Raw genomic sequence first — 21,573 nt, 5'->3', positions numbered from 1 at the left:
GGGGAGAGGTATCGGTGTCCCGGGCGTCGCGGGTAGCGCGCCTAGAACGTCTTGCTGATGGCCAGCACGAAGGTCGTCGCGGCAGGGTTCGAGGTGTCGAACTGGCCTGCCGCATTCGGGATGCCCAGCGTATAGTGATCGTAGGCGTCGCTGGCGCCCCAGGCGCGCGTGAGTGCGGCGCTGGTGCTCCAGCCTCCATCGAAGACCCTGGTGACGCCCACCTTGGCGTCGCGCCAGTTCCAGATGGCGTTGCCCGTGCCCGCTACCCGGCCATTGCCGGCGTGCAGATTCAAGGTCCAGGCATTGCCCAGGTCGACATTTGCGCCCACGTCCAGGTAGCCCGTGCCGCGCGCATGCGTGATGCCAAAGAAGTCCCGCGTGACGGTATGGTTGTACTTGGCGTACAGCATGCGGTAGCTCAGGCCCAGCGACAGTTCGCCATAGTCGTACTTGACGCCTGTGGCGCGATAGACGGCGCCCGGATACTTGTAGTAATACGCCAGTACGCTGTAGCCCAGCTCGCCCACCGTGCCGCCGTAGCCGCCATACAGGTCCCATTCGACGGTCGCGTCCTGGATATAGCGGTCGCTGACGGTGGACACCCACGTCCCCAGCGACCAGCCGCTCGGGTGCGCGTAGTCAGCCCCCGCTTGCAGGGCCGGCTTACCCCAGGTCTGGCGAAAGCCGCGCGAAATGTATTGCGAGGTGAGGCTGGCATTGGCGGTGACGGCGGTGCTGTCCGTGGTCTGTGCCTGCAGTGGCAGGGCGGCGAGCAGGAAGACGCAGCCCAGCAAGGTTTGTCCGGGAAAGTTGCGGTTCGATGGCATGGCAGTCGGCTCCGTATTTGCAGGCAGCGGCCGTCCAGGCGCGTTGCCCTGATGGTTGCGATAAATAAATGCGGGGGACTTTGCGCAAGCAAGGCGACGCCGTCTGCATGCTCACAGCAACATGCACACATTCTCACCAAACGTAACTGAAAGGATAGGGCTTAGCGCTAGTGGAAGTCAACAAAGTTGCGCTGAGGAAAGCGTAAGTTGTTGTTTCCTGTCACTTTTTAATGCCTGTCATATGGCGGGTGCGCCGCGGCTGGCTGCCTGTTGCAAGCTGGCCAGCAGGCCGGGCAGGGCCGCATGCAGGGCAGGCAGGTCGCCAGCATCCAGCTCGGCGTGCGCTTCCACGCGGCCCGATGGCTGGCCCCAGACGACCTGTGCGCTCAGCCGGGCGCTGGCGTCGAGACCCGTGACGCTGACCAGCAGGGCGACTTCTTCCGGAGCATCCTCGGGCACTTCGGACACGTCTGCGAGCAGGCAGGATATGCCGAAATGATAATCCTCGAAAGCGCTGGCCGTACCGCTGGAAAAGGCGAATACGGAGGCGAGCACCTGCGGCGCGGCGGCCGCGAGCGGCGGCAGGGCGGCGCGGAACAGGGGCAGCAAGTCGTTTTCCAGCTGAAGTACCAGTGGATGAGTATGGGCGAGGACGGTCATGCGAGAGTGAAGTCAGTGGCGGCGCGCGATGGTAGCAGTTTTTGCCGCCGCTGGGGGCTGTCGTCAGGCGGCGCCATGGCTGACGTGGTTGTCGCGCGGGGTTGTTGCACAGTTTGTTATCACAATCACGGGGTCTCCAGCATGGCCGCCCTGACGCAATTGCGCCCCGCGTGCTTGGCCTGGTACAGCAGGCCGTCGGCAGCGGCGACCAGGGCAGCCGGGCCGCACGCCTGGCTGCCCGGCGCAAACGCGATGCAGGCCACGCCGAAACTGGCCGTCGTCCCGATGTGCCGCGCCATGCCGGCGCGCAAGCGTTCGGCCAGGCGCACGCCGCCAGCCAGGTCCGTTTCCGGCAGGATCAGCAGGAACTCCTCGCCGCCGTGGCGCACCACGCTGTCGATGCCATGGCGCGTGGCGTTGCCGAGCCGGGCGGCAAAGTTGCGCAGCACGTCATCGCCAGCGGCATGGCCGTGGGCGTCGTTGATGCGCTTGAAATGGTCGAGGTCGCACAGGATGGCCGTCAGGCACAGGTCATGGCGTTTTGCGCGGGCCAGTTCGGCGCCCAGCAAGTGCTCATCGAGGTAACGGCGGTTGTAGCAGCCGGTCAGGTGGTCGCGCACGGCCTGCTCGCTGAGGACGGCATGCTGCAGCACGTGCTCGCGGTGCAGGCGCTGCTGGCTGTGGCAGGCACAGATGCCGGCCAGATTGAAAACCAGCAAGGTCGCCGCCTTGCTGGCCTGGATCTCATCCTGCAAGCCCAGCCAGGCCAGGCTGGCCACGATGGCCAGGCCGGCGCCGCCCGGCATGCGCCGCGTGATGCCGGCATACGGCGCGGTGAGCAGGGTGCAAAAGGCAGTCGCATGCCAGTCGGCATCGCTTTCGCGCAGCGCATAGCAGAGCAGGAAGACGACCAGGTCCAGCGCCAGCAGCGCGCTGACGGAGGCGCTGCGGCCCGGCTGTGTGGCCGGTGCGCGCAGGGTCCGCGCCAGCATGGCCAGGATGAGCAGACTGCCGGCCAGGGCCAGCGGCCAGCCGGCCGGTGGCAACAGCGCGGCGGCAAAGACGGCGCTGGCGCCAGCATGCAGGGCCAGCAAGGAAGGCGGCGCCGGCCTGCGGATAGCGTCAGTGGCATGGTGCAAAGGCATGGAAACCTGTCGGATGGCGTATCGGGAGCTCATTTTGGCCCGGCCCTGCGACAAGGCATGACGCGTAGCCACTGCCGATGTGCTGCTGTCCAGATTGGTCCTACCAGTAGCCCTATTCGTCGCTGGTGACGCGCGTGCGCACGAAATCGATGTGGCTTTGCATGGCCGTGCGCGCTTCCTCGGGCTGGCTGGCGCAGATGGCCTCGCACAAGGTGCGGTGCTGCGACAGCAGTTGCAGCGAGGTGGCGTCGTCCTGCTGGCGCAAGCCCGTGCCATTGAGGGTGATATGTTCGCGCAGCATGCCGATGATGCTGGTGTGCAAGTGTAAAAACATGGTGTTGTGCGACGCTTGCGCGATGACTTCATGCAGCCGTGCATCGGCCTGCGCTTCGCCGTGCTTGTCGTCGTCCGCGCGCGTGCGCTCCAGTTCCACCAGCAACTGCATGATTTGCGCGCGCTCGTCCGCGCTGGCCCGCTGCGCCGCAAAATAGGCCGTCGCCCCTTCCAGCACGCGGCGAAATTCCAGGATGTCGTCGCGCAGGGCGGGGTGGTCGGCCACCAGCTGGCTCCACGGCGACGCCATGCCGGTGCGCAATTGATCCGTCACGAACACGCCGGCGCCGCGCCGGCTGCGCACCAGCCCGCGCGCCGCCAGCCGCTGCACCGCTTCGCGCACGGTATTGCGCGAGACCCCATATTGCAGCGCCAGCAGGCGTTCGGCCGGCAGCTGTGCGCCCGCCGGCAAGCTGCCGTCCAGCAAGGCCGTCTCCAGCCTGCGCATCACCGTTTCGACCCTGCCCCGCGTTTGCATGCCTGTCGCCATCGCTGTTGTCTCGTTTGTTGTTTTCAAGTGGTCCGAGCAATTTGAAGTGGCTCGAAGAAGCTGGAATTATGCGTGAAGCAGTCATTCTTAACAACACACAGCGGCGCCGCAGCAACACACAGAGCGCCGGGGGAGACACACTCATGCAGCCAGACCCGCGCCAGCCGCGCCGCTATCCACCCGCACCGCTCCAGGTGTACCTGTTCGCCACCTGCCTGGTCGACCTGTTCGTGCCGCAGGCTGGGCTCGACGCGGTGCGTCTGCTGGAGCGCGAAGGCTTGCTGGTGCATTATCCGCGCGGCCAGAGCTGCTGCGGCCAGCCTGCCTACAGCAGCGGCAACCCGGAGCAGGCGCGTGCCGTGGCGCGCGCCCAGCTCGACCTGTTTGCGCAACCGTGGCCCGTGATCGTGCCGTCCGGCTCCTGTGCCGGCATGATGCGCCACCACTGGCCGCAGCTGTTCCAGGACGACCCCGTCGCCGGTCCCAAGGCGCTGGAACTGGCCGAACGCGTGTATGAACTGAGCGAATTTCTCGTCTGCGTGCTGCAGCTCGATCTGGCCGGCATGGGCGCCGCCGCGCAGGCCGATGAAAGCGTGGTGCTGCATACCTCGTGCGGCGCGCGCCGCGAAATGGGTACCCGCCTGCACGGCGTGGCCCTGGTCGACGCCTTGCCCGGCGTGACGCGCATCGAGCACCAGCGCGAATCGGAATGCTGCGGCTTCGGCGGCACGTTTTCACTGAAACACCCGGATATTTCCGGCGCCATGGTCAGCGACAAGATCGCCTCGGCCTGTGCCACGGGATGCGATCGCCTCGTTTCGGCCGACTGCGGCTGCCTGCTCAATATCGGCCACGCCGCGCAGCACCAGGGTGCGCCGCTGCCCGTCGAGCACATGGCCAGCTTTTTGTGGCGCCGCACGGGAGGCGCGGCATGAGTGCGGCATTGACTGCGCGCGAACGCATGCTGGGACGGCTGCGCGCCGCCGCGCCTTCCGCGCCCGAAGCGGTGGAGGCCATCGATACGGCCATCGACAGCCATTACCAGGCCCGCCGCGCCGCCGCGCCGCAGTCGCCGCGCCAGCAGCTCGACGCCATGCAGGTAGCCCTGCGCGCCTCGCATGCGCAGGTCGATTGCGTCGGCGTGGACGCCTGGCCAGCCCTGCTGGCGCAGCGCCTCGGTGAACACGGCGTGCGCCGTTTGCTGCTCGATGCCGGCAGCGCCGAAGGGCAGGCCTTGCGCGCCGCCTTGCCGGCTGGCGTGGAAACGCTGTCCTTTGAGCGTCCGCTGGCGCAGTGGAAGGGTGAGTTGTTCGACACCGTCGACGCGGGGTTCACCGTCGCGCGATCCGGCATCGCCGCCACGGGCACCCTGGTCATCGCACCCGACGCGGCCACGCCGCGCACGGTGTCCCTGGCGCCACCGCTGCACATTTGCCTTGTCTATACCAGCACCTTGCACGCGGACTTGCATGCGGCGGCGCGCGCCGAGCGCTGGATGGACGGCATGCCAGCGAACCTGGTGCTGGTGTCGGGCCCCTCGAAAACCTCCGATATTCAGCAAACGCTGGCCTATGGCGCGCACGGCCCGCGCTGGCTGTGGGTGCTGATCATCGATGATTTATCTTCCCATGAAGGAGGCCAGCCATGAACGCCAAGCCCCTGCAATTCGTCAAACCGGCCGACTTCCATGCGCGTGCCCGCGCCGCGCTGGACGACCCGAAGCTGCGCCAGAGCTTTCGCGGCGCCATGGATTTTTTACAGGATAAGCGCAGCGCCCAGTTCCCCGACGGCGACGAGCTGGAACGCCTGCGCGACATCGGCGAAGCCGTGCGCCGGCACGCGCTGGCGCGCCTGCCCGACCTGCTGGTGCAGCTGGAAGACAAGCTGACGGCGGCCGGTGTGCAGGTGCACTGGGCCGAGGATGGCGAGCAGGCCAACGCCATCATCCACGCCATTGCGCAGCGCAACCAGGCGACGCGCTTCATCAAGGGCAAGTCGATGGCCAGCGAGGAAATCGAGCTCAATCACTACCTGGAAGCGCGCGGCATGACCTGCCTGGAGTCGGACATGGGCGAGTACATCGTGCAGCTGGCCGGCGAAAAGCCGTCGCACATCGTCATGCCGGCCATACACAAGACCAAGGCCGACATCGCCGGCCTGTTCGCCGAGCACATTCCCGACGCGCCCTACACGGAAGATGTCGATAGCCTGATCCAGACGGGCCGGCGCGCCCTGCGCCAGGCCTTCGTCGACGCCGACATCGGCCTGTCGGGGGTGAACTTCGCGGCGGCCGACACGGGCACCCTGTGGCTGGTGGAAAACGAGGGCAATGGCCGCCTGACCACGTCCGTGCCGGAGGTGCACATCGCCATCATGGGCATGGAAAAGGTGGTGGCCAAGCTCGAACACATCGTGCCGCTGGCGAGTCTCTTGACGCGCTCGGCGACGGGGCAAGCCATCACCACGTATTTCAACCTGATTTCCGGCCCGCGCCGCGCAGGTGAAAAAGATGGGCCGCGCGAAGTGCACCTGGTCTTGCTCGATAACGGCCGCAGCCAGGCCTATGCGGACGAGCAGTTGCGCGCCACCCTGCAATGCATACGCTGCGGCGCCTGCATGAACCACTGTCCCGTCTACACGCGCATCGGCGGCCACGCGTACGGCACCACGTATCCGGGGCCGATCGGCAAGATCATCTCGCCCCACTTGCTGGGGCTGGACGCGACGGCCGACCTGGCCACGGCGTCGAGCCTGTGCGGCGCCTGCGGCGAGGTATGCCCCGTGCGCATCCCGATTCCGCAACTGCTGGTGCGCCTGCGCACGGAGGCCAACCGCAATCCGCATGAGGAAGTGACGCATCCGTTGCGCGGCCAGGGCGCCAGGTTCAGTCGCGGCGAAAGCCTGATCTGGCGCTTCTGGAGCGGCGCCTTTGCGCGCCCTGCCAGCTACCGTTTGTTCCGCTGGGCCGCCACGCGGCTGCGGCTGCTGACGCCGCGCGCGCAACTGGGCTGGACGCAGCACCGCAAGCCTTTAAAACCGGCGCCGCGCAGCCTGGCCGACCTGCTCAATGCGCGCGGGCAGGAAGAATAGCGCCGCTCCGCCATACCGCAAAAAACACGCTACACACAATTACATCAAAAGCCGTTTTTTCACTTAACCCGCATCCACCGGAGGAGACCCGACATGCAAACCTGGACCCAACTTTATACACCGCTCGGCAGCTTGTGGCTGTCGTCACTGGCGGCAGCCATTCCCATCATCTTCTTCTTCATCGCCCTGGCGGCGCTGCGCATCAAGGGCCACGTGGCGGCCGCCGTCACCCTGGCGCTGGCGCTGGCCGTGGCCATTTTCGCCTACGGCATGCCCGTGCCGCAGGCGCTGGCGGCAGCCGGCTATGGCTTCGCCTACGGCTTGTGGCCCATCGCCTGGATCATCGTCACGGCCGTCTTCCTGTATAAAATCGTCGTCAAGACGGGGCAGATCGACATCATCCGCGCCTCCGTGCTGTCGGTGACCGACGACCAGCGCCTGCAGGTGCTTTTGATCGGCTTTGCCTTCGGCGCCTTCCTGGAAGGGGCGGCCGGTTTCGGCGCGCCCGTCGCCATCACCTCGGCGCTGCTGGTGGGCCTGGGCTTCAACCCGCTGTACGCGGCGGGCCTGTGCCTGATCGCCAACACGGCCCCCGTGGCCTTTGGCGCCATGGGCATCCCCATCATCGTGGCGGGCCAGGTGACGGGCATCGACCCGTTCCTGATCGGCGCCATGGCGGGCCGCCAGTTGCCGCTGCTGTCGCTGCTGGTGCCATTCTGGCTGGTCTTCATGATGGATGGCTTTCGCGGCGTGCGCGAAGTATGGCCGGCCGCGCTGGTGACGGGCTTGAGCTTTGCCGTCACCCAGTATTTCACGTCCAACCATATCGGCCCTGAACTGCCGGACATCACCTCGGCCCTCGTCAGCCTGGTGTCGCTGACCCTGTTCCTGAAAGTGTGGCAGCCGAAGAATGCGAAAGTGGCGCAAGCCGTCGGCGGCGGCACGGCTGCGCTGTCCGGTTTTGGCGGTACGGGCGGCGCTGCGGCCGTGCGCGGTGCAGGCAACCGCGCCGCCTCGCCCTACACGATGGCACAGACCATGCGCGCCTGGGCGCCGTTCGGCCTGTTGACGGCCATCGTCACCGTGTGGAGCCTGCCCGGCTTCAAGGCCCTGTTTGCCGCTGGCGGAGCGTTGTCCAGCCTGGTCATCAAGATCCACGTGCCCTACCTCGATAAACTGGTGATCAAGACCATGCCCATCGTGGCCGAGCCGAAGGCGTACGACGCCGTCTTCAAGCTCGATTTGCTGTCGGCCGTGGGCACGGCGATCTTGCTGACGGCCGTGCTGTCGATGCTGATGCTGCGCATGAAGCCGCGCGATGGCATCAAGGCCTTCGTGGAAACCGTGGTGGAATTGCGCCGTCCCGTGCTGTCGATCGGCCTGGTGCTGGCGTTTGCCTTCGTTGCCAATTACTCGGGCATGTCGTCCACCCTGGCCCTGCTGCTGGCCGGCAGTGGCGCCGCCTTCCCGTTCTTCTCGCCGTTCCTGGGCTGGCTGGGCGTCTTCCTGACGGGTTCCGACACCTCGTCGAATGCCTTGTTCTGCTCCCTGCAAAACACCACGGCGCACCAGATCGGCGTGTCCGACACCCTGATGGTGGCGGCCAATACGACGGGCGGCGTGACGGCGAAGATGATCTCGCCCCAGTCGATCGCCGTCGCCTGCGCCGCAACGGGCCTGGTGGGCAAGGAATCGGACCTGTTCCGCTTTACCTTGAAGCACAGCCTGTTGTTTGCCGTCATCATCGGCATCATCACCATGCTGCAGGCCTACGTCTTCACGGGCATGATCCCGCATTGAACGGTCCGTAGAAGTACGTAGTAAAACTAGATGAATGAATAGTAAAACGTGCAGAGGGTCATGAAAATGACCTGATGCACTGCAGCATATTGAGGATGGCCCGGCGCAATGCCGGGTCCGCGGCGATGCCTTCCGCATCGAGACCCGACCCCAGCAGGGGCAGGCTGATGCAGGCCTCGTCGATCAGGCGCGCCGACATGGTGCGCACCGTTTCGCGCAGGGCCGCCTGCGCATGCGTGGCGCGCGGCGAGGCGTTCAGCAGCACCAGCGGCTTGTCGATGAACGATTCATTTCCCACCATCCAGTCCAGCGCGTTTTTCATGGGGCCGCTCACGCCGTGCGCGTATTCGGGGCTGGCCAACATCAGCACGTCGGCCGCGATGATGGCGTCGCGCAGGCCCGTCACGGCCGGCAGGCTGTCGGCGTCGAGGTCGGGATTGAACAGCGGTAACTCACCGAGTCCCTGGTAGATGCGAATGTCGAATGGCGGTGGAGCAAGCCCGGCGATGGCGCGCAGCAGGGCGGTGTTCAGCGAGGCGGCGCGCAGGCTGCCGGCGATGGCGAGAATGGTGATGGGCGTGTGCATCCCGCCTGTATAGCCCATCCTGTGCTCAAGCGCAAGGCGAGCAGGATGGCGCTATCGATGTTGCAACAGCCGATGAGCGACTGGGGACTGCGGCAATATTAACGGCTCAGGCCGCTCATCCAGCTAGGTTGCGGGTTGGCACGGGCCAGTTCGCGCATGCGGTATTCCAGATCGTAGCGGTCGGTCGATTCGGCCAGATACGCTTCTTCGTAAGCGCGTTCGCGGCGGTCGCTGCTTTGGTTCAGCCAGGCGCCGATGCGTTTGGCGGCGTGCACCAGGGTGGCGACGATATTGCTGTTTTGCGTGGTGTGGTAAGTAAATGCGGTAGACATGGCAGACTCCTAGTGTGGCGTGCCGCGTTGTGCTGCACTGCAATATAAGTATAGCGATTCCAAGTTATAAGGCTACTTTTGATTTCGAATGTCAGCTATTCAATTATCGAATAATTGATGTGAAACCTGCGCAATCCGGGGCCTTTCGGGCATAATGCGGCCGCAGCAAGGTAGTTTTACTACGCGCTCGGCCTTGCAAAGATGTTGCTTTCAAACACGAGCGCTGCCGTTGCCTGGCGGCATCCATGCAAACGATGGGCCAGGGCAGGGCATGACAATCTTGGATAGAACAATGGAGAAAGTATGGAACACGTAAAGCAGGGGCTGGGCGCATCGCGCGCGCAGGCCGGCACGCAAAACAATACAGGCGCCCTGATCATTGTCACGGTGCTGTTTTTCATGTGGGGATTGCTGACATCGCTCAATGATGTGCTGATTCCCCATCTGCGCTCGATCTACACCCTGACGTATGTGCAGGCGATGCTGGTGCAGTTCTGCTTCTTTGGCGCTTACGCCATCGTTTCGCTGCCGGCCGGCATGCTGATCAAGAAAATCGGCTACCAGCGCGGCGTCGTCGCCGGCTTGCTGATCGCGGCCGCCGGCTGCGCCATGTTCTACCCGGCATCGACCGGCAGCTATGCGCTGTTCCTCTTGTCCTTCTTCATCCTGGCGGCCGGCATCACCGTGCTGCAAGTGGCAGCCAACCCGTACGTGACGGAACTGGGCGACCCGCAGACGGCGTCGAGCCGCTTGACCCTGACGCAAGCGTTCAACGCGCTGGGCACCACCGTGGCGCCAGCCTTGGGCGGCATGCTGATTTTGTCGGGCACCGTGCTGACGGTGCAGCAGTTCGACTTGCTGCCGGCCGCCGAGCAACTGGCTTACCGCGCCAAGGAAGCCGCTTCCGTACAAGGCCCGTACCTGGTGCTGGCCGCCACCCTGGTGATCCTGGCCGTGCTGTTCGCGCTGGCAAAATTGCCGAAGATTTCGCATGCCGACGATGCGGCCGCCCTGGCGCACGATGGCCACAAGGTCTCGATCTGGTCGCACCGCCACCTGGTGCTGGGCGCGCTGGCCATCTTCCTGTATGTGGGCGGTGAAGTCAGCATCGGCAGCTTCCTGATCAACTTCCTGGGCGAGAGCCATATCGCGGGCCTCAGCCACGCCGACGCCGCCTATTTCGTCAGCTATTACTGGGGTGGCGCCATGCTGGGCCGCTTCGTCGGCTTTGCCGTGATGCGCTACGTCAGCCCGGGCAAGACCCTGGCCTTCAACGCCGCCGTCGTCATCGCGCTGATCCTCGTTGCCGTGTTCTCCAGCGGTCACACGGCCATGTGGGCCCTGATCGCCGTCGGCCTGTTCAACTCCATCATGTTCCCGACCATCTTCAGCATGGCCCTGAACAAGCTGGGCGCGCAAACGGGACAAGGTTCGGGCATCCTGTGCATGGCCATCGTCGGTGGCGCCATCGTGCCGTTCATCCAGGGCTTCCTGGCCGACCACATCAGCCTGCAACTGTCCTTCCTCGTGCCGGCCGTGTGCTACACCTTCATTCTGTACTTCGGCTGGAAGTACGCCAGCATGTACAACGACAGCGCCAAGTAAGCAAGGTGGCGTGATCAAGCAAAAGGGTGGCCTCGGCCACCCTTTTTTACGTCAATGGGCGAACGGCGTGCCCAGCACGTCCTGGCAGACCTCGAGCCAGGCGCGCGCCGCGTGCGACAGATAGCGCCCGCTCCAGACGTGCGCCACCTGCCACGCCACTTCCGGCTCGACGAGGCGCACTGCCTCCAGCGGTTCGCCGGCCAGGCGGTGGATGAACGGCTCGGGCAGCAGGGCCACGCCCAGGCCGGCCGAGGCCATCGCCACCAGCCAGTCCCACTGCCCGCTCTGCGCGGCGATGGTCGGCGCAAAGCCCGCCTGCGCGAAATGCTGGCGCAGGCTGCGCGTGAGGGCGAAATCATCCTTTAACAGTACCAGTGGCAGTTCTGCCAGCGCCTTGAAGGGCAAGGTCGTGCGGTTTTTCTGGAACGTACCCGGTTCGGCCAGGGCCCAGATCGGGTAGCTGGCCACTTCCACGGCGACGAGGTCGAGTTCCGGGTCGGCGGGCAGCACCGTCATGCCGATTTCCAGCTCGCCGGCCGCCACCTTGCGCTCGATCTGCTGGCCCGTGTCTTCCTGCAGGGTCAGGCTGATGTGCGGGTGGCGCGCGCGGAAGGCTTTCAATACGGGCGTAAACAGCACATTGATCATGGGCGGGATGCCGACCGTCAGGCTGCCGCGCTGCAAGGCCTGGGTGTCGCGCACTTCCAGGGTCAGCTGGCGCATGTTCGCCAGCATTTCCTGGCCGTGCTGGTAGACGATGCGGCCCGTGTCGGTGAGCGTCAGCTTGCGCCCGTCGCGCACCAGCAGCTGGGCGCCCACTTCCTCTTCCAGCTGGCGCACCATCTTGCTGATGGTCGACTGGGTCAGGTGCAGCGATTCTGCCGCCTGCGTAAAGCTCGACAGGCGCACGGTTTCGACAAAATAGCGCAGGGAACGGATATCCAAGAGGGGGCTCGCCTCGGCGAGGCATGAAAATATCGACTGGATGTGGCGAAATTAATTCATGCCATGCATGTAAGCGGGATTTTATACTGAATCCACTTATGGGGTTGGTGTATGACAGCCATCCAGTTTGAGAATATGAAGAATATCAGGAGCATCACGATGTACGAGGACCGTATCCGCCACCCAGGCTTGCTCGGCAAAATCATGAGCGCCGATGAGGCAGCCAAATTGTTCCACAACGGCATGCGTGTCGGCATGAGCGGTTTTACCCGTGCCGGCGACGCCAAGGCCTTGCCGCGCGCGCTGGCCGAGCGTGCCCTGCAAGATCCCTTGAGCCTGACCCTGATCACGGGCGCTTCGCTGGGCAATGGCAGCGACGGCCTGATGGCCGAGGCGGGCGTACTGGCGCGCCGCATGCCGTTCCAGGTCGACCCGGTCTTGCGCGGCAAGATCAACAAGGGCGAAGTCATGTTTATCGACCAGCATCTGTCGGAAACGGCCGAGCAGTTGCGTTCGGGTAACCTGGCCGCCGTCGACATCGCCGTCATCGAAGCGACGGCCATCACGGCGGCGGGCGCCATCATCCCGACCATGTCGGTGGGTAATTCCGCTGCCTTTGCCCAGCAAGCCACGCAAGTCATCATCGAGATCAACCTGTCCACGCCGCTGGCGCTGGAAGGCTTGCACGACATCTACGTGCCCCAGGCCTTGCCGGGCCGCGAACCGATACCCCTCACGCGCGTCGACCAGCGCCTGGGCAGCACGGCCATTGCCATCGATCCGGCCCGCATCGCCGCCATCGTCATCACGGACAGTCCCGACAGCCCGTCGAACGCCTTGCCGCCCGACGCGGAAACGCAGGCGATTGCCGGCCACGTGATCGCCTTCCTCGAAGGCGAAGTGGCGGCCGGGCGCATGGGCCCGGAATTGCTGCCCCTGCAGGCGGGCATTGGCACCATCGCCAACGCCGTGCTGCATGGCCTGATCGGTTCGCCTTTTAGCAACATGACGATGTATTCGGAAGTGCTGCAGGACAGCGCCATCGAGCTGCTCGACTCGGGCCAGCTGGCGTTTGCCTCGGCCTCGTCGATCACCCTGTCGGCCGCCGTGCATCAAAAGCTGATGGACAATATCGACCATTACCGCTCGAAGATCGTGCTGCGCCCGCAAGAGATCAGCAACCACCCGGAAATCGTACGCCGCCTGGGCATCATCGCCCTGAACACGGCGCTGGAATTCGATATCTACGGCAACGTCAATTCCACGCATGTGTGCGGCACGCACATGATGAACGGCATCGGCGGCTCGGGCGACTTCGCGCGCAATGGGCAAGTGTCGATGTTCGTGTCGAAATCGGCGGCCAAGGGCGGGCGCATTTCCAGCGTCGTGCCGATGGTGTCGCATGTGGACCATACGGAACATGACGTCGACGTGCTGGTGACGGAGTGGGGCTATGCAGACTTGCGCGGCCTGGCGCCGCGCGAACGGGCGCCGCTGATCATCGAGCGCTGCACGCACCCCGATTACCGCGATCAATTGCGCGCATATTACGACGCGGCATGCCAGCGCGGCGGCCATACGCCGCACATCCTGGAACAGGCGCTGTCGTGGCATACACGCTACCAGGAGACGCAGAGCATGCTGGCAGCGTAGCAAGCTGCGCCAACAGCAAGACAGGGCAGGGCGGTGCAATACCGCGCCTGCCTTTTTCACTATTCAATACCACTATTCAATACATATGCAGCGCCTTGGCGCCCAGGCCCAGCAAGGCAAACGTGGTGGTGGCCTGTATGCCCATGAACCACAGGAAATGGGTGTGCATGTGCTTGCGGATGTCGCCCAGTTCCGTGCGCAGGGCATGGCAGTCGCCGCGCAAGTCGCCGCGAAATTGCGTCAGGTCGGCACGCAGCAGCTGCGATTCGTTGTGTAATTCCGTGCGTACTTTATCGAGGCCGTCGCCTAGACGCTGTTCCAGCGTCTTGAACCATTGCCGGTCATGTTCCCGGTCCGTTTCCAGTTTTGTCAGGCGCGCTTCCATGCGTACAGCATTGTTCGCGCTTTGCTGTTTGTCAAGCCGGTCCGTGGCATAGGCTTCGTTCATGTCGCACTCCTTTGCGTGCCAGCCGCGCTGCATCAGCGCAGGTGGCTTCACCCCACTGTCCGCTTTTTTGACGGGTGCAGTTTGCGCTGGATCAAACGTCAGGAGGGCGGCGCAAAGCGCAGGCCGATGCCTGTCGTGACGACGGCGAGCAAGTCGTCGATGTGCGTGTTCATTTCCGGGTGCGGCGTCCATGGATCGCCCGCATCCATGACGATGCGCAGCGACACGAGGCCGTGCAGTGCTTGCCAGAAGATTTGCGTCATCGTGTGCAGCGCCGCTTCGTCCTGGCGCACATGGCCCGCCTGTGCCAGTTCGCCGAACAGGTGCAAGGCATAAGCATACGGGTCTTGCTCGATATTGCCATGTTCCACGTCGACGGCGTCGACTTGCGCGTGCGGCCGCAGCTCCATGAAGATCAGCGAATACTCATCGGGATGCTGGAAACCGTACTCGATGTAGGCGCGGCCGACCAGGCTGATGCGTTCCCATGGGGCAGTGCTGGTGGCGCAGGCCGTGCGCATGGCGCGCACCAGTTCCAGCAGATCCTTGTCCATGGCCTGGGCGATCAGGGTGGCCTTGTCGCGAAACAGGGCGTACACGACGGTAGTGGAAAAGCCGGCCGCCTCGGCCACTTTGCGGATGGAGACGGCGCGCGCGCCGCCCTTCTTGATGAGATCTTTGACGACGTCGATGATGTGCTCGCGCCGCGCCTGGGCCTCGCGCAGCTTTCTTTCCTGAATATTGGTCAACTTCTTGTCCACGACTCTTTCCTGGCGACTCAATGAAAGCAAGAATTATAGGATGGCGATGGGCTGCCAATGTGTCTGGCATTGTTACAATTCAGTTTTTTGTCCGGTCGATGCGACAGTGGACCGATTTTTCACCCTTTTGCCCGGCGCTTTGCCATCGATGCCCCGGATTGGTGCATAAATCGCCCGCCCAGGCTTTGCGAACGGGGCCAAAGGGCGGAAAATAGCGGGATAGCTTACACTGCGTTTTTAGCGCGACGGCGCCGGCCCACGAGGCGACGCCGGAACTCTTACAATTGGACGGGATCATTACATGACCATTAAAATCAGCCAGAATTTCGACTCGGGCGCCATCGAGGTGGTAAACGCCGCCAGTGCCGGCGCCATCGACCTGAACTTGCGCAAGGATAGCCACGCCGACATCCACCAGTGGTTCCACTTCCGCCTGCAGGGCGCGCGGGACCAGGCATGCACGCTGCGCATCCTGAACGCAGGCCAGGCCACCTATCCGGCCGGCTATGAAGACTACCAGGCCGTGGCCAGCTACGACAGCGAAAACTGGTTCCGCGTGCCGACCGCATTCGATGGCCAGGTCATGACGATCTCGCATACGCCTGAACTCGACAGCGTGTACTACGCCTACTTCGAGCCGTATTCGTGGGAGCGCCATCTGCGCCTGCTGGGCGAAGTGGCCGAGCATCCGCTGGCGCGCGTGTCCGACCTGGGCAGCACGGTCGATGGCCGCGACATGAACATGGTCACCATCGGCAACCCGCAAGCGGAAAAGAAAATCTGGGTCATCGCGCGCCAGCATCCGGGCGAATCGATGGCCGAATGGTTTGTCGAAGGCTTGATCGACTCGCTGCTCGACGACGCCAACCCGATCGCGCGCAAACTGTTGCAGCGTGCCGTGTTCCACATCGTGCCGAACATGAATCCGGACGGTTCCATCCGCGGCAACCTGCGCACGAATGCGGCTGGCGCCAACCTGAACCGCGAATGGATGACGCCATCGCTGGAATCGAGTCCGGAAGTGCTGTGCGTGAAAAACAAGATCCACGAAACGGGCGTCGACATGTTCTTCGACATCCACGGCGATGAAGCGTTGCCGTACAACTTCGTGGCCGGCAATGAAATGCTGGAAAACTTCACGCCGGCGCAAGCGGCGCACCAGAAAGCCTTCATCGAGCGCTACAAGCAGGCCAGCCCCGACTTCCAGGACAAGTTCGGCTATGCGGCCAGCAAGTACAAGTCGGACATGCTGACCCTGGCGTCGAAATACATCGGCCATCACTTCGGCTGCCTGGCGCTGACGCTGGAAATGCCGTTCAAGGAAAACGCCGACTTGCCGGACCCAAGCGTGGGCTGGAATGGCGCGCGCAGCGCGGCTCTGGGCGCGGCCATGCTGCAGCCCATCCTGCTGTCGCTCGATTGAACGGCGTTGATCATGGGCGTCGAGATCGAGCGTAAATTCCTGCTGGCCGGCGATGCCTGGCGCGGCCTGGGCCAGGCGGTGCTGCTGCGTCAGGGCTATCTGTCGTCCGCGCGCGAGCGCGTGGTGCGCGTGCGCATCGAGGGCGAACAGGCGATGCTGACCATCAAGGGCGCGAACGTGGGCGCGACGCGCGGCGAGTGGGAGTATCCGATTCCGCTGGCCGACGCCGTCGAATTGCTCGACGGCCTGTGCGAGCAGCCGCTGATCGAAAAGGTTCGCCACCGCATCGAACACGCGGGCATGGTGTGGGAAGTCGACGAGTTCCTCGGCGCCAATGCGGGCCTGGTGGTGGCCGAGATCGAACTGGCCTCGGAAGACCAGGCCTTCGAGAAGCCCGAGTGGATAGGCGCGGAAGTGTCGGGCGATGCGCGCTACTACAACGCGAATTTGATCCGCCACCCGTTTTCACAGTGGTGATGGTGTTGTAAATGACGTTGCAATGAAAAAGGCGGAACCTCGGTTCCGCCTTTTTTATGCGCCAACGCTGTTGTCGGATTACGCCGTGCCGGCTAATCCGACCTACGGCTTATGACAGCAGCGTAGGTCGGATTAGCGCGCAGCGCGTAATCCGACAAGCCTGCATTAATGGAAGTGTTCCGTACCTTGCGGCGTATCTTCCGGCATTTCCGCATGCGCCAGCTCGCCGACCGGGTCGGCAAACAGGGGTGCGCCGCAGTCGTCGCAATACTCTCCGACAAAGCGTTCCGCGTGGCGCTTGATCTGCGTCACGCCGGCCGCGTTCAGGTGCTCGATGATTTCATCGACGGGCGTCTTTTGCTTGTCCAGCGCGGCGATGCCGACCTGGATCAGGCCTTCGATCGGCGTGCCATCCTCGTCTTCCTGGCCGTACAAAGGCCAGACGATGCCGTAGATGACGTCCGGCGCCTGGCGCAGGGTGAAGGCGATGCGGTACTCGTCCACCTGGCCATCGGCCGCTTCCTCGCCGAAGCCGGCGATGACGGCGCGCAGTTCCGACGGCTCGACGGCCAAGGTGTGCGTCAGGTAGTGTACGGCGGCGCGCACGGAGACGGGGCGTATCAGCTTGTCCGCTTCGCGGCAGGCCACGTAGTATGCTTCCGGCAGCAGCAGTTCCAGGCCGCAGCCGGGCAGCAGGCGGGCGAACGTTGGCGTCGCCTGCGTGCGCCATTGGTCCAGGGCGGCGCTGCGCTCGGCGATGAAGTCGAGCTGGCTGGCCGGCGTCTGCCAGCGGAACAGCGGCGCGCCGCTTGGGGCTACCACGGCCACCAGCAGGTAGCGCGTGTCGGCCAGGAAGGGCGCCGTTTCCGCCTCTTTGCCTGACGGCTTGACGGCCGTGCCTTTCAGTGCGGCCAGTGCCAGCTTTTGCGTCTTGACGTACGTCTCGACGTGGCTGCGCGGCAGCTGGTCGATCGAGTAGAGCGTTGGCGCCATGGCCATCTTCGTGCCTTCGGCCAGCAGGTGGGCGGCGAAATGCGCGGACAATACGCCGTGCGCATCGCCGGCCATCGGGCCGGAAGCGATGGAAAAGCGCGTCCACGCGAGGATGGGCACGGCGACGAGCAGGGCGTCGTAGCGCACGTCTTCATGCGTGATGACGGTCGATTCGCTGACGGCTTCAACGCAGTCCATCAGCACGTCGTAGGCGTTCAAGTCTTCCTTGAACAGGCTGCCCAGGGTGTTGTCGATGGTGTCCTGGTGGCCGGTTTTGAGTAATTTCTGGAGCTGCGTATCCAGGCTGTGTTCCCAGGACCGCTCTTCGAGACGGCTGGCTGCCTGTACGATCGCCTGGGCAAAGGTGACCAGGCGCTGGCTGTCGGCAGTCAGTTTATGGGATGAATCTTTGGAAGGACGACGCATAGCGGGATAAGAGTCTCGGAAAGTGAAAAAAATGGATCAGTCAAACAATGATAAACCCTTATAACCGTATTGTAGAGGATTCGGCCGCACGCAATACGTAAGCTGTTCTTAGATCATGCCAATAGTCGAAAATTCAAGTAAAAACGGGGCAGCAGGATGAAAAAAAAGCGCCGGTCGGAACCGGCGCTTTATCTTACCTCACAGCTGGGCTGATTACTCGGCCAGCAGTTGACGCAACACGAATGGCAGGATGCCGCCATGCTTGTAGTAATCGACTTCGATCGGCGTATCGATGCGCAGCAGCACTTTCACGTCGACGCTGCTGCCGTCGGCGCGGTGGATCACCAGGGTGGCCAGTTGCTGTGGCTTGATTTCGCCTTCGAGGCCTTTCAGGTCGAAGGTTTCATTGCCGGTGATGCCCAGGGTTTGCACGCTGTCGTCGCCGATGAATTGCAGCGGCAGCACGCCCATGCCCACCAGGTTCGAGCGGTGGATGCGCTCGAACGAACGGGTGATCACGGCTTTCACGCCCAGCAGTTGCGTACCTTTTGCCGCCCAGTCGCGCGACGAGCCCGTGCCGTACTCTTCGCCGCCGAAGACCATGGTTGGCGTGCCTTCAGCAACATATTTCATCGCTGCGTCGTAGATCGACATTTCTTCGCCGGAAGGCTGGTGGATCGTGATGCCGCCTTCGACCGCCGAACCGTCTGCCTTGGCAGGGATCATGCGGTTCTTGATGCGCACGTTGGCGAACGTGCCGCGCATCATGATTTCATGGTTGCCGCGACGCGAGCCGTAGGAGTTGAAGTCCGCTTTCAGGACGCCGTTTTCCTTCAGCCATTTGCCTGCAGGACCGTTTTCCTGGATCGAGCCGGCTGGCGAGATGTGGTCGGTGGTGATGGAATCGCCGAACACGCCCAGTGCGCGCGCGCCTTCGATGCCGGTGGCCACTGCCGCTGGCGTCATCGAGAAGTTGTCGAAGAACGGTGGTTCCGCGATGTAGGTCGATTTCGGCCAGTTGTAGACTTGACCGGACACGGTCGTGACTTTTTCCCACAGCTTGCCTGGCGCGCCCTTGACGTCCGCGTAGTTGTCCTTGAACACCTTGGCGTTCATGGCGAACTTCATCATGGCCGACACTTCAGCCGAGGTCGGCCAGATGTCGCCCAGGTAGACGTCTTTGCCGCCCTTGCCCTTGCCGACTGGTTCCGTCATCAGGTCGCGCGTCATGTTGCCGGCGATCGCGTAAGCGACGACCAGCGGTGGCGAAGCGAGGAAGTTCGAGCGGATGTTCGGGTGAATGCGCGCTTCGAAGTTACGGTTACCCGACAGCACGGCCGACGCGACGATGTCGTGCGTGGCAATGGCGGCGTTCAGCTCAGGCGTCAGGTCGCCCGCATTGCCGATACAGGTGGTGCAGCCGTAGGCGGTCACGCCGAAGCCCAGTTTTTCCAGGTAGGGCAGCAGGCCGGCAGCGGTCAGGTACTCGGTCACGACGCGCGAGCCAGGGGCCAGCGAAGTCTTGATGTGCGGCGCGACTTTCAGGCCCGCTTCGACGGCTTTCTTGGCCAGCAGGCCGGCAGCGAGCATCACGCTCGGGTTCGAGGTGTTGGTGCACGAAGTGATCGCGGCGATCAGCACGTCGCCGTTCGACACTTTCACGTTGTTGGTGGTCTCGTACACGGCGTTCAGATCGGCCGGGTTCTTGTTGAAGCCGTTTTCCGACGTTGGCTTGGCGAACAGTTCGGCGAAGTTCGCTTTCACATTGCCGATTTCGATACGGTCTTGCGGGCGTTTCGGGCCGGCCAGCGACGGTGCGACCGATGCCAGGTCCAGCTCCACCACGCGGGTGTAGTCGATCTCGCCCGCTTTTGGCACGCCGAACAGGTTTTGCGCCTTGAAGTAGCCTTCGAACGCGGCGATTTCAGCCTTGCTGCGGCCGGTGCCCTTGAAGTAGTCGATGGTCGCTTCGTCGACCGGGAAGAAGCCCATGGTCGCGCCGTATTCCGGTGCCATGTTGGCGATCGTCGCGCGGTCCGTCAGGGTCAGGGACTCGGTGCCTTCGCCGAAGAATTCGACGAACTTGCCGACGACTTTCTCTTTGCGCAGCAATTCGGTGATGGTCAGCACCAGATCGGTGGCGGTGCAGCCTTCGCGCAGCGCGCCGGTCAGGTTCACGCCGATGACGTCAGGCGTCAGGAAGTAGACTGGTTGGCCCAGCATGCCCGCTTCCGCCTCGATGCCGCCCACGCCCCAGCCGACTACGCCGATGCCGTTGATCATGGTGGTGTGCGAGTCGGTGCCGACCAGGGTGTCAGGGTAGTACACGTCGCCGGCTTTCTTGCCGGAGTGGTGCACGCCGCGCGCCAGGTATTCCAGGTTGACCTGGTGGACGATGCCGAAGCCTGGTGGCACGACGCCGAAGGTGTCGAATGCCTGCATACCCCATTTCATGAACTGGTAACGCTCGTTGTTACGCGAGAATTCCAGTTTCATGTTCAGGTCCAGCGCTTTCTTTTCGCGGTAGTGATCGATGGTCACCGAGTGGTCGACCACCAGGTCGACCGGCACCAAAGGCTCGATCTTCTTGGCGTTGATGCCCATCTTGGCGGCCACGTTGCGCATGGCGGCCAGGTCGGCCAGCAATGGCACGCCGGTGAAGTCTTGCAGCACGACGCGCGCCACTACGAACGGGATCTCGTCGGTGCGCTCGGCGGTCGGGCCCCAGCTCGCCAATTGCTTGACGTGTTCTTCGGTGACTTTTTTGCCGTCGCAGTTGCGCAATACCGATTCGAGCACGATGCGAATCGACACTGGCAGGCGGGAGACATTGATGCCCAGGCTTTTTTCGAGTGCAGGCAGGGAATACAGCTTGCCCTTCTTGCTATCCGAAATATTAAAGTCCTTGAGCGTGTTCAGAGTGTTGCGGGACATGACCTCTCCTTGTTGGGTATCGTCTATTTATTGATGATTCAAATTACAAAACATGACTGAGCCCCCGAAGAGGCCCTTGCTGCTCACATCAGCCGCCGGTGGCCGGCAGCACGCCCAGCGATGGCGCCGCTTCCACCACTGCCGCCGGCTTGGCTTGCTCCGCATCCTTGCATTCATTGGCCAGCTGGCGGCCCTGCTTGGAATCGAGCAGCATGCCTTTGGCCGGGATGCCGATCCAGACCAGGCCGTACAAGCGGTTCTCGAAGCGGTTGGCGCCGGTGGTGGTGCCAACGCGGCTCAGGCGGTGCAGGCGCTTTTTCCAGCGCAGGGCGATGTGTTTGTCGTCAGTCGCATTGGTGTAAATGGTAATTTTATTACCAAGTTCACAATTGAAATCGGTGGAGGCCGCGCCTGTGGTGTTCGGTTCATCGGCTTCTTCCTTGTCGGCGACCGACATGGCGAGCGGATGGGCTTCCTTGGCGGCTGCCTTGGCCTTGGTGGTCTTGGCCTTGGGCTTGGCTTTGACTGCCTTCGGATTTGCCTCTGCCGTGGCGGCGAAGCTGGCTGGCGCCAGCGTGAGGGTCATGGCGCCCAGCGCGACGCTGCAGGCAATGGCTAATTTGGAGAGGGACATCGTGTAATTCC

The 21,573-nt window shown here is 63.5% G+C and carries 20 protein-coding genes; 8 read left to right on the top strand and 12 right to left on the bottom strand.

Annotation, left to right across the window (positions count from 1 at the left end; translation table 11 throughout):
* Positions 1–41: 41 nt before the first annotated feature.
* The 4 genes from CLU91_RS09215 to CLU91_RS09200 form a co-directional block, all read right to left on the bottom strand.
* Entirely contained in the window at positions 42–827 is a 786-nt protein-coding gene (locus CLU91_RS09215) for a TorF family putative porin (RefSeq protein ID WP_198521288.1), read from the bottom strand.
* Positions 828–1,064: 237 nt separating this feature from the next.
* On the bottom strand, positions 1,065–1,487 hold the full coding sequence (locus CLU91_RS09210) for a hypothetical protein (protein ID WP_157814658.1): 423 nt from the start codon (positions 1,485–1,487) through the stop codon (positions 1,065–1,067).
* Positions 1,488–1,612: 125 nt separating this feature from the next.
* Positions 1,613–2,632, bottom strand: a complete 1,020-nt coding sequence (locus tag CLU91_RS09205) for a GGDEF domain-containing protein (protein ID WP_157814657.1) — start codon at positions 2,630–2,632, stop codon at positions 1,613–1,615.
* Between the two features lie 112 nt (positions 2,633–2,744).
* A complete protein-coding gene (locus CLU91_RS09200; protein WP_232730685.1) occupies positions 2,745–3,443 on the bottom strand; it encodes a FadR/GntR family transcriptional regulator in 699 nt (232 codons plus the stop codon).
* 155 nt (positions 3,444–3,598) lie between these two features.
* Here CLU91_RS09200 and CLU91_RS09195 point away from each other — a divergent pair, with 155 nt between their 5' ends.
* The 4 genes from CLU91_RS09195 (at position 3,599) to CLU91_RS09180 (ending at position 8,345) form a co-directional block, all read left to right on the top strand.
* Positions 3,599–4,390 carry a (Fe-S)-binding protein gene (locus CLU91_RS09195; RefSeq protein ID WP_100873906.1) on the top strand — a complete coding sequence of 264 codons (792 nt, stop codon included), beginning with the start codon at positions 3,599–3,601 and terminating at the stop codon, positions 4,388–4,390.
* On the top strand, positions 4,387–5,103 hold the full coding sequence (locus tag CLU91_RS09190) for a LutC/YkgG family protein (protein WP_100873905.1): 717 nt from the start codon (positions 4,387–4,389) through the stop codon (positions 5,101–5,103). Before CLU91_RS09195 ends, CLU91_RS09190 begins: the two co-directional genes overlap by 4 nt.
* Positions 5,100–6,545, top strand: a complete 1,446-nt coding sequence (locus CLU91_RS09185; RefSeq protein ID WP_100873904.1) for a LutB/LldF family L-lactate oxidation iron-sulfur protein — start codon at positions 5,100–5,102, stop codon at positions 6,543–6,545. The genes CLU91_RS09190 and CLU91_RS09185 overlap by 4 nt, the downstream gene beginning before the upstream one ends.
* A 93-nt stretch (positions 6,546–6,638) precedes the next feature.
* Positions 6,639–8,345 (top strand): lactate permease LctP family transporter, encoded by a 1,707-nt coding sequence (locus CLU91_RS09180; protein WP_100873903.1) that lies wholly within the window; start codon positions 6,639–6,641, stop codon positions 8,343–8,345.
* A 58-nt stretch (positions 8,346–8,403) separates the two neighbouring features.
* On the opposite strand, the gene CLU91_RS09175 is transcribed toward CLU91_RS09180, so the two are convergent.
* On the bottom strand, positions 8,404–8,931 hold the full coding sequence (locus tag CLU91_RS09175) for an NADPH-dependent FMN reductase (RefSeq protein ID WP_100876652.1): 528 nt from the start codon (positions 8,929–8,931) through the stop codon (positions 8,404–8,406).
* 98 nt (positions 8,932–9,029) lie between these two features.
* Positions 9,030–9,263 carry a DUF3563 family protein gene (locus CLU91_RS09170; RefSeq protein WP_100873902.1) on the bottom strand — a complete coding sequence of 78 codons (234 nt, stop codon included), beginning with the start codon at positions 9,261–9,263 and terminating at the stop codon, positions 9,030–9,032.
* Between the two features lie 303 nt (positions 9,264–9,566).
* Here CLU91_RS09170 and fucP point away from each other — a divergent pair, with 303 nt between their 5' ends.
* Positions 9,567–10,868: an L-fucose:H+ symporter permease gene (gene fucP / locus CLU91_RS09165; RefSeq protein WP_100873901.1), complete on the top strand. Its 1,302-nt coding sequence runs from the start codon at positions 9,567–9,569 to the stop codon at positions 10,866–10,868.
* Between the two features lie 51 nt (positions 10,869–10,919).
* On the opposite strand, the gene CLU91_RS09160 is transcribed toward fucP, so the two are convergent.
* Complete coding sequence (locus CLU91_RS09160) at positions 10,920–11,813, bottom strand: LysR substrate-binding domain-containing protein (RefSeq protein WP_100873900.1); 894 nt, start codon at positions 11,811–11,813, stop codon at positions 10,920–10,922.
* Between the two features lie 159 nt (positions 11,814–11,972).
* On the opposite strand from CLU91_RS09160, the gene CLU91_RS09155 reads away from it, so the two are divergent.
* Positions 11,973–13,466 carry an acetyl-CoA hydrolase/transferase family protein gene (locus CLU91_RS09155; protein WP_100876651.1) on the top strand — a complete coding sequence of 498 codons (1,494 nt, stop codon included), beginning with the start codon at positions 11,973–11,975 and terminating at the stop codon, positions 13,464–13,466.
* Between the two features lie 76 nt (positions 13,467–13,542).
* On the opposite strand, the gene CLU91_RS09150 is transcribed toward CLU91_RS09155, so the two are convergent.
* Complete coding sequence (locus CLU91_RS09150) at positions 13,543–13,914, bottom strand: hypothetical protein (RefSeq protein WP_100873899.1); 372 nt, start codon at positions 13,912–13,914, stop codon at positions 13,543–13,545.
* Between the two features lie 98 nt (positions 13,915–14,012).
* The gene (locus CLU91_RS09145) at positions 14,013–14,675 is read right to left on the bottom strand and encodes a TetR/AcrR family transcriptional regulator (protein WP_100873898.1); all 663 of its coding nucleotides are present in this window, start codon (positions 14,673–14,675) and stop codon (positions 14,013–14,015) included.
* Between the two features lie 301 nt (positions 14,676–14,976).
* Between CLU91_RS09145 and CLU91_RS09140 the strand changes: the two genes are divergently transcribed.
* Together CLU91_RS09140 and CLU91_RS09135 are read left to right on the top strand one after the other, a co-directional pair.
* Entirely contained in the window at positions 14,977–16,098 is a 1,122-nt protein-coding gene (locus CLU91_RS09140) for a M14 family metallopeptidase (protein WP_100873897.1), read from the top strand.
* A 12-nt stretch (positions 16,099–16,110) separates the two neighbouring features.
* The gene (locus tag CLU91_RS09135; protein ID WP_100876650.1) at positions 16,111–16,575 is read left to right on the top strand and encodes a CYTH domain-containing protein; all 465 of its coding nucleotides are present in this window, start codon (positions 16,111–16,113) and stop codon (positions 16,573–16,575) included.
* 165 nt (positions 16,576–16,740) lie between these two features.
* Here the strand turns inward: CLU91_RS09135 and CLU91_RS09130 are convergent, their stop codons facing one another.
* The 3 genes from CLU91_RS09130 to CLU91_RS09120 all read right to left on the bottom strand — a co-directional run bounded on the left by CLU91_RS09130 (position 16,741) and on the right by CLU91_RS09120 (position 21,562).
* Positions 16,741–17,994 carry a DUF2863 family protein gene (locus tag CLU91_RS09130; protein ID WP_100873896.1) on the bottom strand — a complete coding sequence of 418 codons (1,254 nt, stop codon included), beginning with the start codon at positions 17,992–17,994 and terminating at the stop codon, positions 16,741–16,743.
* 213 nt (positions 17,995–18,207) lie between these two features.
* Complete coding sequence (gene acnA, locus CLU91_RS09125; RefSeq protein ID WP_100873895.1) at positions 18,208–20,928, bottom strand: aconitate hydratase AcnA; 2,721 nt, start codon at positions 20,926–20,928, stop codon at positions 18,208–18,210.
* 88 nt (positions 20,929–21,016) lie between these two features.
* Positions 21,017–21,562, bottom strand: coding sequence for a hypothetical protein (locus CLU91_RS09120; RefSeq protein WP_100873894.1), 546 nt, complete (start codon positions 21,560–21,562; stop codon positions 21,017–21,019).
* Positions 21,563–21,573: the final 11 nt, after the last annotated feature.

This window comes from Janthinobacterium sp. 64 (genome assembly GCF_002813325.1).
Taxonomy (GTDB): domain Bacteria; phylum Pseudomonadota; class Gammaproteobacteria; order Burkholderiales; family Burkholderiaceae_D; genus Janthinobacterium.
This window is presented reverse-complemented; position numbering and strand designations above follow the sequence as displayed.

Excerpts from the sequence above, each read along its gene's own strand:
- CLU91_RS09140 (WP_100873897.1), top strand. The coding sequence starts at position 14,977 with ATGACCATTAAAATCAGCCAGAATTTCGACTCGGGCGCCATCGAGGTG.
- CLU91_RS09175 (WP_100876652.1), bottom strand. The coding sequence starts at position 8,931 with ATGCACACGCCCATCACCATTCTCGCCATCGCCGGCAGCCTGCGCGCC.
- CLU91_RS09120 (WP_100873894.1), bottom strand. The coding sequence starts at position 21,562 with ATGTCCCTCTCCAAATTAGCCATTGCCTGCAGCGTCGCGCTGGGCGCC.
- CLU91_RS09210 (WP_157814658.1), bottom strand. The coding sequence starts at position 1,487 with ATGACCGTCCTCGCCCATACTCATCCACTGGTACTTCAGCTGGAAAAC.
- CLU91_RS09190 (WP_100873905.1), top strand. The coding sequence starts at position 4,387 with ATGAGTGCGGCATTGACTGCGCGCGAACGCATGCTGGGACGGCTGCGC.
- CLU91_RS09185 (WP_100873904.1), top strand. The coding sequence starts at position 5,100 with ATGAACGCCAAGCCCCTGCAATTCGTCAAACCGGCCGACTTCCATGCG.
- CLU91_RS09135 (WP_100876650.1), top strand. The coding sequence starts at position 16,111 with ATGGGCGTCGAGATCGAGCGTAAATTCCTGCTGGCCGGCGATGCCTGG.
- CLU91_RS09155 (WP_100876651.1), top strand. The coding sequence starts at position 11,973 with ATGTACGAGGACCGTATCCGCCACCCAGGCTTGCTCGGCAAAATCATG.
- CLU91_RS09130 (WP_100873896.1), bottom strand. The coding sequence starts at position 17,994 with ATGCGTCGTCCTTCCAAAGATTCATCCCATAAACTGACTGCCGACAGC.
- acnA (WP_100873895.1), bottom strand. The coding sequence starts at position 20,928 with ATGTCCCGCAACACTCTGAACACGCTCAAGGACTTTAATATTTCGGAT.
- fucP (WP_100873901.1), top strand. The coding sequence starts at position 9,567 with ATGGAACACGTAAAGCAGGGGCTGGGCGCATCGCGCGCGCAGGCCGGC.
- CLU91_RS09180 (WP_100873903.1), top strand. The coding sequence starts at position 6,639 with ATGCAAACCTGGACCCAACTTTATACACCGCTCGGCAGCTTGTGGCTG.
- CLU91_RS09205 (WP_157814657.1), bottom strand. The coding sequence starts at position 2,632 with ATGCCTTTGCACCATGCCACTGACGCTATCCGCAGGCCGGCGCCGCCT.
- CLU91_RS09195 (WP_100873906.1), top strand. The coding sequence starts at position 3,599 with ATGCAGCCAGACCCGCGCCAGCCGCGCCGCTATCCACCCGCACCGCTC.
- CLU91_RS09150 (WP_100873899.1), bottom strand. The coding sequence starts at position 13,914 with ATGAACGAAGCCTATGCCACGGACCGGCTTGACAAACAGCAAAGCGCG.
- CLU91_RS09215 (WP_198521288.1), bottom strand. The coding sequence starts at position 827 with ATGCCATCGAACCGCAACTTTCCCGGACAAACCTTGCTGGGCTGCGTC.
- CLU91_RS09200 (WP_232730685.1), bottom strand. The coding sequence starts at position 3,443 with ATGCAAACGCGGGGCAGGGTCGAAACGGTGATGCGCAGGCTGGAGACG.
- CLU91_RS09170 (WP_100873902.1), bottom strand. The coding sequence starts at position 9,263 with ATGTCTACCGCATTTACTTACCACACCACGCAAAACAGCAATATCGTC.